The following is a 7809-nucleotide window of genomic DNA, read 5'->3' as shown; positions in this document are numbered from 1 at the left end:
GTCGAGCAAGGAACGGGTCATCCCTTTCGAGCGGAGCGAGCGGTGGAACGTGATTGCAAACCGGTGGACTTCATCTTGCATGCGTTGGAGCAAATAAAACGCACTCGAACGCGGACTTAGTTCAATTAACTGTGCTCCTTCTCCAAACAACAATTGACTCGTTCGGTGTTTGTCATCCTTTTTTAATGACCCGACTGGAAGGGATAAGCCGAGTTCATCTTGAATGACTTCTAAAGCAGCATTCAACTGTCCAACTCCTCCGTCAATCAGGACGAGGTCCGGAAGGCGCGCTCCTTCAAGTAACAATCGTCGATAACGCCGACGCACGATTTCTCGCATCGATTCATAGTCGTCCGGTCCATGGACTGTTCGAATCTTGAATTTTCGGTATTCCTTTTTAAGTGGCTTACCGTCTTCAAAGACGACGAGTGCCGAAACGGCATCCGCACCTTGAATGTTCGCATTATCGATGATCTCGATCCGGGACAATGGATGAACGTCGATCGCATCGGCGAGTTCTTCGACTGCTTGAACGGTCCGTTTCTCGTCTTTCGCTAACAACTCGAAGCGTTCCGAGATCGCATTTTCAGCATTCTTCGTCGCTAAATCAAGTAATTTCCGTTTTGATCCTCGGACCGGAACGTGAATTTTAATCGATAGCGCCTCTTTGAGTAACAACTGATTGACGAGTGGCGGTACATAGACTTCACTTGGCTTGATGTTCTTTTCGTAGAACTGGACGATGAAGCTCTCGAGCTCTTCTGCCGGCGTACCATAGATCGGGAAGAGCGAGACATCGCGCTCGATCATCTTTCCTCCACGGAGGAAGAACACTTGGACACACATCCAGCCTTTATCGACATGAATCCCGAATACATCACGCGACGTCAAATCTGCTGTAATCATATTCTGTTTGTTCATGATCGATTCAATCGCTCGCACTTGGTCGCGCAATTCTCCGGCACGTTCGAATTCCATCGTCTCGGCTGCTTCCGCCATCTTGTGCTTCAAGCTTTCAACGAGTTCCTTCGTGTCGCCCGACAAGAACCGCCGGATTTCCGATACGAGTGCTTTTTGTTCCGATTCAAGATTCGGGATTTCACATGGGCCGAGACATTGTCCAATATGATAATACAGACAGAGTTTCTTCGGCATCGGCTGACATTTACGTAACGGATATAAACGATCTAACAGACGTTTTGTTTCGTTCGCTGCATACGCATTCGGATACGGACCGAAGTAATGACCGCCGTCCTTTTTTAACTTACGTGTCGTAATCAATCGTGGATAGGTCTCATTCGTAATTTTCAAGTACGGGTAAGATTTATCATCCTTCAGCATGATATTGTATTTCGGATCATGTTTCTTAATTAGTGTCATCTCAAGCAGCAACGCTTCGAGTTCACTGGCTGTGATGATGTATTCGAAATCACGGACTTCCGCGACGAGACGTTCCGTCTTAATATCATGTGCTCCCGTGAAATAAGAGCGGACTCGGTTTTTGAGATTTTTTGCTTTTCCGACATAGATGACTTCGCCGAATTCGTTTTTGTGTAGATAACATCCCGGCTCATCCGGCAAAAGGGATAGTTTCGCTTTGATATGTTCTTGATGTCCCAAATAAATGTCTCCTTTCACCGTTTTTAGTTTTATTCGTTCGGGTAAATACCATACATTGATTATGACATACGGAGGATGAAAAATGCGTACATATGATTGCATTGTGATTGGAACAGGTTCTGCTGGAAATCAAGCGGCTTATAAATTCATCGAAAAAGGACTACGTGTTGCCATCGTTGAGAATTTCACTCCAGGAGGTACATGCGCACAGCGTGGATGTGACGCAAAAAAAATCTTACTGACAGGTAGTGAGACGAAAGATGCGGTCGAGCGATTGCTCGGATACGGTGTAAAGGGTCTGATTTCGATTGATTGGCGCCAATTGATGGAGCGAAAGAATGAATACACACGCGCCATCCCGGAGCAAACTCGAAAACGTTACGCGGAAACGGACATCGACTATTTCCATGGAGAACCGCATTTCGTGTCTTCACATCGTCTTCGAATTGGTGAAGAAGAAATCGAAGGGAAACAGTTTTTAATCGCAACCGGTTTACGACCTCGCGAATTATCTGTACCCGGTAGTGAGCGTTTCATAACAAGTAATGAGTTTCTTGAACTGAAAGAACTTCCACGCCGACTCGTCTGCATCGGTGGCGGTTATATCTCGTTCGAGTTCGCCCATCTCGCTCGTATTGCTGGCGCAGACGTCACGATCGTCTTACGTTCTAACGCCTTAAAACAATTCGAGAGCGAATTGGTCGATGTGCTATTAGAAGCCACACGGGCACTTGGTATCTCGATCATCAAAGAAGCAGAAGTCGTCGCTTACGAAGAGGAATCCCTTTATTTATCGAACGGCGACGTCTTGAAGACAGATATCGTCTTGAATGCGACTGGACGTGTCGCAAGTATCGACCAGCTTGGTCTCGAAGCCATTGGCGTTGCGCATAACGAAAAAGGAATCCATGTCAATGCGTACCTTCAGTCTTCCGTCGAACATATCTATGCTGCAGGAGACGTCGCTGTCAGCGGGAATCCTGCCTTGACACCGTTCGCTGGAACCGAAGGACGACTCGCTGCTGATAACATGCTCGAAGGGAACAATCGGAAACTAGAGCTGCTTCCTGTACCTAGCGTCGTATTCACCGCGCCGAACCTCGCCCTCGTTGGTGAGACGGAAGCTGCTTTGAAAAAAGCAGGTATTCCTTATCGTGGTCGCTTGATTGATACGTCCGCTTGGCAAACGAACGCACGGATCAAGGACAGTTTCGCTCGGGCGAAAGTGCTCGTCGGGGAAGATGATCAAGTCCTTGGCGCACACTTCATCGGTGTCAATGCAGCGGAACTAGCAAACTATTTCTCGTTTGCGATGCAGCACCGGATTCCAAGTACTTCGATGCAACAGACTGGATTCGCTTACCCGACACCTGCTTCAGACATCGCTTCGTTATTCGAGGATTGACAGGAGGCTTTTGGATGATCCAATACGGCTATACAATTTTATACGTTGAAGACACGGCACGGACGCTGGCATTCTATCGAGACGTTCTTGGACTACCCGTCAAGGCGGAGCACGGGAGCTACATCGAGTTCGAGACCGGTCAGACGACACTCGCCTTCAATACGCGTGAAGACGTGCAACAGTTGATTCCGGATTACCCGATACCAAGTGGAAAAACACAACAGACGTTAGAGATTGGTTTCATCACGGATGACGTCCCGACTCTTTTTCAGAAGGTGGTGGAGGCAGGATATGAGACCATCCTCGCTCCTACTCAAAAACCATGGGGGCAAGTCGTCGCCTATGTCCTCGACCCCGATGGTCACCTGATTGAACTTTGTACGCCAATGTAATCTAAAAAAACAGACCGTTCTGCCTGTGCAGAACGGTCTGTTTTGATATGCAGGAAAGAATTAGTTAGATGTTTCAACAAATTCTTTAAGTGCGTCTTTTGGCATGAAGCCCATTGTTTTGTTGACAGGTTGTCCATCTTTGAAGAGAACGAGTGTCGGAATACTTTGAACTTGGAATGCTCCAGCTACTTCTGGGTTTGCATCTACGTCGACTTTGACGATTTTTACATCTTGCATGTCAGCATCGAGTTCTTCAAGAACAGGTGCGAGCATACGACATGGTCCACACCATGTTGCCCAAAAATCAACAAGGACGAGTCCTTCTTGTGTTTCTTCTTTAAATGATTGGCTAGTTGCGTGTACGATTGCCATTGATCATAACCTCCTAATGAGTAGATCGACCCGGTTAAAAAATGGGTGATCTCTTTATTGATTCGAGTATATCATAGCAGTCTCTTCCAACAAACGAAACTGCTCACGCGAAAAATCCGCAAAAACAACCGGCACCATGATAATGGTACCGGCCTTCAAACTTATCCGTGAACGAGCATTTTTTTGAATTCTGCTGTCAATAATGGCACGACGTCGAACAAATCTCCGACGATGCCATAGTCCGCGACAGAGAAGATGTTCGCTTCCGGGTCTTTATTGATCGCAACGATGACTTTCGCATTTGACATCCCTGCTAAGTGTTGGATCGCACCTGAGATCCCGCACGCGATATAAAGGTCCGGTGTAACGACTTTCCCCGTCTGACCGATTTGAAGGGCATAATCGCAGTAATCCGCATCACAAGCACCACGCGAAGCACCGACTGCTCCTCCGAGGACATCTGCTAGTTCTTGTAACGGTGCGAAGCCGTCCGAGCTCTTGACACCGCGTCCACCTGCGACGATGACTTTTGCCTCTGATAAGTCAACGCCGCCAGTTGCTTTGCGTACGATGTCTGCGACGATCGTCCGTAAATCCTTCAGTTCGACTGTGACCGACTCGACCGTCCCTTGTGAACTACCTGCTTCGAGTGGATCGATGTTGTTCGGGCGGACCGTAAAGAGCGTCTTGCCTTCTGCGACTTTGACTTTTTCAAATGCTTTCCCCGAGTAGATCGGGCGAACGAATGACGCATCCGCGCCTTCCCCTTCAATCGCCGTCACGTCACTGATCAAACCGGCTTGCAATTTTGCCGCGATTTTCGGTGATAGATCCTTGCCGAGCGACGTATGTCCGAAGACGAGCACGTCGGGTGACGTCCGGTTCATCAACTCGAGGAAGACTTGTCCGTAACCGTCTGGCGTGTAGTGTAGAAGACGCTCATCCTCGACGACGAGCACCTGGTCCGCTCCGCGTGATGCTAGTGCATCCGCATCCTTTGCAACATCGTGTCCAATCAGGACTGCGATGACTTCGTCAGCGACACGTCGCGCTGCTGCGATTGCCTCAAACGACACATTCCGTAAACTGCCATCCCGTGATTCTGCGAGTACTAATGCTTTTGTCATTCGTTTCTCCCCCTTAGACCACTTTTGCTTCGTTGCGTAATAATGATGCGAGCTGTGCGACTTGCTCGTTTAGTTCACCTTCAAGGATCTTACCGGCTGCTTTGTTCGGTGGTAAGAAACGCTCGATCGTCTCTAGACGTGGTGTGAGTTCGTCTTCATCCAGTTCGAGATCATCAAGTTCGAGTTCTTCTAGCGGCTTTTTCTTCGCTTTCATGATCCCCGGAAGACTTGGGTAACGTGGTTCGTTCAACCCTTGTTGTGCAGTCACGAGTAACGGAAGTGTTGTTTCGATTGTCTCCGTATCCCCTTCAGCGTCGCGTGTTACGACAGCTTTCGTACCGTCGAGCTCTAGTTTCGTGATCGTCGTCACATAAGGGATGTCGAGTAATTCTGCGACGCGTGGTGCTACTTGACCACTTCCGCCATCAACTGCGACGTTTCCGGCGATGACGAGATCAACCGTTTGTTCCTTCAAATAACCAGCGAGCACTTCAGAAATCGTGAAATGATCTGCCTCTTCGATATCATCTTCAATCGAGATGCGAACTGCTTGGTCCGCTCCCATTGCGAGTGCTGTTCGTAATTCCTTGTCCGCATCTTCCGGTCCGACCGTCACGACCGTCACCGTTCCCCCTTGTGCATCACGGACACGAATCGCTTCTTCTACCGCATACTCATCGTACGGGTTAATGATGAACTCAGCGCCATCCTCATCGATTTGACCATTCTCGAGTTGGATTGCTTCTTCCGTATCAAACGTGCGTTTCAACAGTACATAGATTTCCATCTCATGCTCCCCCTTGTCGTCTATTCACCATCATTCTTTGTATCCGCTTACATGATTGTTGTCATGAAAAGGGCTTAACTCAGCCCTTTGATCAACATCCGATGAATCCCGTCACGTGTCTCAAGCAACTCATATTTGAATCCACTTGCCATCCAGCTCGTCACGACCTCATCGATCGTTCCGAAAATCATCTGACGTGCTAATCGATAATCGAGTTCGTTTGAAAACTCACCTGTCGTCATCCCGTGCTTGACGACTCGGTCAATCAGATGCAAGTACGGTTTCAAGACGGCAGCGATGTTTTGACGCATGTCTTGGTTCGATTGACGCAATTCGATCTGCGTGACGACCGCTAAATCATAGTCGACGGATAATTGCTCGAGGTGCGCCTCGATCAATGCTGCCAATTGTTCCGTCGCTGACGTATGGCTCGCGATTTGTCCTTCGGAATATTCGATGAAACTTCCCATTTTCGCTTGGAAGAGCGAAATCAAGAGATGTTCTTTATTCTTGAAGTACAGATAAATCGTTCCATCCGCAACTCCGGCTTCCTTTGCAATGGCAGTCACTTTCGCTCCATGGTAGCCGTTCTTAGCGATGACTTTTACGGCGGCATCAATGATGCGGTCACTCTTTGACATTGTTCGTTTCATTCCACTATCTCCTAACGCATAAAATGAATGATGGTTCATTCATATTTATTCTATCATGCCATTTTATCCTGTCAACTGCTTTCTTCGAGTTGTTTGGCACGTTCTTCTTCAACGAGAACACGGCGGAGAATCTTACCAACGAACGTCTTCGGTAACTCTTGCCGGAATTCGTACTGCTTCGGTACTTTGAACGATGCTAACTGTTTACGACAGAATTGATCGAGTTCTTCTTCCGTGACCGTCATCTCATCCTTGACGACGATGAACGCCTTGACGGTCTCTCCGCGGTAGACATCTGGAACACCGATGACGACCGCTTCTTTGACGGCTGGGTGTTCATATAGGATTTCTTCGACTTCACGTGGATAAATGTTGAATCCAGAAGCAATGATTAAATCTTTTTTCCGATCGACGATTCGGAAGTAATGATCCTCACCGATATATCCAAGGTCTCCCGTATGCAACCAACCGTTTCGCAGTACCGCTTGCGTGTCTTCTGGTCGTTTCCAGTATCCTTTCATGACTTGCGGACCTGTGACGATGATCTCACCAATCTCACCTGGAGCAGCTGGTGTCTCTCCGTCTGCTTGGACGATTTTCGCTTGCGTATCGGGCACCGGAATACCGACCGTTCCAGGAATCCGACGATCCCAGATACAGTTCGTATGCGTCACCGGACTCGTTTCAGACAGACCGTATCCTTCAACGATCCGCCCACCCGTCAGCGCTTCGAATTTTTCCTGCACTTCGACAGGTAGTGGAGCTGAACCAGAAATACAGGCTTCAATCGAAGAGAGATCATACTTCTTCAGCTTCGGATGATTCAATAGACCGACATACATCGTCGGAGCACCTGGGAACAGATTCGGTTTTTCCTTATGAATCGTCTTGAGTACCTGTTCAATATCGAATTTTGGAACGATGATTTGTTCATAGGCATTAAATATGCCGAAATTGAGGTTACACGTCATGCCATAGACATGGAAATAAGGAACGACTGCTAACAGCTTCCGTCCATCTCCTCGATTATATTTATAGAACCACTTGTCAATCTGTTCGACGTTTGCACTCAAATTGAAGTGTGTCAACATGACACCTTTGGGTGCGCCTGTCGTTCCACCCGTATATTGGAGAACCGCGACGTCCTCCTTCGGTTGAATCGCGACTGGTGTAATCGGCTCATACCCCCGCAAAGATAAAAACGGAATCGAACCTGTCGTATCAATGATGATGTTGTTATCTTTCCGTGCTTTAATCGGATACAGTTTATTTTTAGGGAAGGGAAGGTAATCCGCGATACTTGTCGTCACGACCGTCTTAAGTGTCGTCGCCGCTTTGACACGAGACGCTTTCGGATAAAGTAGATCAAGCGTCACGAGTAGATGTGCTCCCGAATCGACGAGAATCTGTTCAAGTTCACGGTCTGTATAGAGTCTGTCTCTTATACACATCT

Annotated in this window: 8 protein-coding genes; 2 read left to right on the top strand and 6 right to left on the bottom strand. The window is 47.9% G+C overall.

Features of this window, described 5'->3' with window-relative positions; all coding sequences use genetic code 11:
- A partial coding sequence (gene uvrC, locus F8N00_RS14370; RefSeq protein ID WP_421018432.1) for an excinuclease ABC subunit UvrC occupies window positions 1-1620 on the bottom strand: 1620 nt, incomplete at its 3' end.
- Between the two features lie 82 nt (window positions 1621-1702).
- On the opposite strand from uvrC, the gene F8N00_RS14365 reads away from it, so the two are divergent.
- Window positions 1703-3025, top strand: coding sequence for a dihydrolipoyl dehydrogenase family protein (locus F8N00_RS14365; protein ID WP_023468992.1), 1323 nt, complete (start codon window positions 1703-1705; stop codon window positions 3023-3025).
- A 14-nt stretch (window positions 3026-3039) separates the two neighbouring features.
- Entirely contained in the window at window positions 3040-3417 is a 378-nt protein-coding gene (locus F8N00_RS14360) for a VOC family protein (protein WP_023468993.1), read from the top strand.
- Window positions 3418-3477: 60 nt separating this feature from the next.
- Here the strand turns inward: F8N00_RS14360 and trxA are convergent, their stop codons facing one another.
- From trxA to F8N00_RS14335, 5 genes are all read right to left on the bottom strand, one after another.
- Window positions 3478-3789 carry a thioredoxin gene (gene trxA / locus F8N00_RS14355; protein WP_023468994.1) on the bottom strand — a complete coding sequence of 104 codons (312 nt, stop codon included), beginning with the start codon at window positions 3787-3789 and terminating at the stop codon, window positions 3478-3480.
- Window positions 3790-3950: 161 nt separating this feature from the next.
- Window positions 3951-4916, bottom strand: coding sequence for an electron transfer flavoprotein subunit alpha/FixB family protein (locus tag F8N00_RS14350; protein ID WP_035396582.1), 966 nt, complete (start codon window positions 4914-4916; stop codon window positions 3951-3953).
- A gap of 13 nt (window positions 4917-4929) precedes the next feature.
- The gene (locus F8N00_RS14345; protein WP_023468996.1) at window positions 4930-5703 is read right to left on the bottom strand and encodes an electron transfer flavoprotein subunit beta/FixA family protein; all 774 of its coding nucleotides are present in this window, start codon (window positions 5701-5703) and stop codon (window positions 4930-4932) included.
- 74 nt (window positions 5704-5777) lie between these two features.
- Window positions 5778-6356, bottom strand: a complete 579-nt coding sequence (locus tag F8N00_RS14340) for a TetR/AcrR family transcriptional regulator (protein ID WP_023468997.1) — start codon at window positions 6354-6356, stop codon at window positions 5778-5780.
- A gap of 71 nt (window positions 6357-6427) precedes the next feature.
- Window positions 6428-7809 (bottom strand): long-chain-fatty-acid--CoA ligase (locus tag F8N00_RS14335; RefSeq protein ID WP_421018431.1); only part of this gene is annotated, 1382 nt, incomplete at its 5' end.

This window comes from Exiguobacterium sp. A1_3_1 (assembly GCF_048985645.1).
Classification (GTDB): domain Bacteria; phylum Bacillota; class Bacilli; order Exiguobacteriales; family Exiguobacteriaceae; genus Exiguobacterium_A; species Exiguobacterium_A indicum.
Note: the sequence above shows the minus strand (reverse complement) of the source record. Positions and strands in the feature narration are given on the sequence as shown.

What these genes read in the sequence shown, in the direction of transcription:
- F8N00_RS14365 (WP_023468992.1), top strand. Translation starts at nt 1,703, where the DNA reads ATGCGTACATATGATTGCATTGTGATTGGAACAGGTTCTGCTGGAAAT.
- F8N00_RS14360 (WP_023468993.1), top strand. Translation starts at nt 3,040, where the DNA reads ATGATCCAATACGGCTATACAATTTTATACGTTGAAGACACGGCACGG.
- F8N00_RS14350 (WP_035396582.1), bottom strand. Translation starts at nt 4,916, where the DNA reads ATGACAAAAGCATTAGTACTCGCAGAATCACGGGATGGCAGTTTACGG.
- F8N00_RS14345 (WP_023468996.1), bottom strand. Translation starts at nt 5,703, where the DNA reads ATGGAAATCTATGTACTGTTGAAACGCACGTTTGATACGGAAGAAGCA.
- F8N00_RS14340 (WP_023468997.1), bottom strand. Translation starts at nt 6,356, where the DNA reads ATGAAACGAACAATGTCAAAGAGTGACCGCATCATTGATGCCGCCGTA.
- trxA (WP_023468994.1), bottom strand. Translation starts at nt 3,789, where the DNA reads ATGGCAATCGTACACGCAACTAGCCAATCATTTAAAGAAGAAACACAA.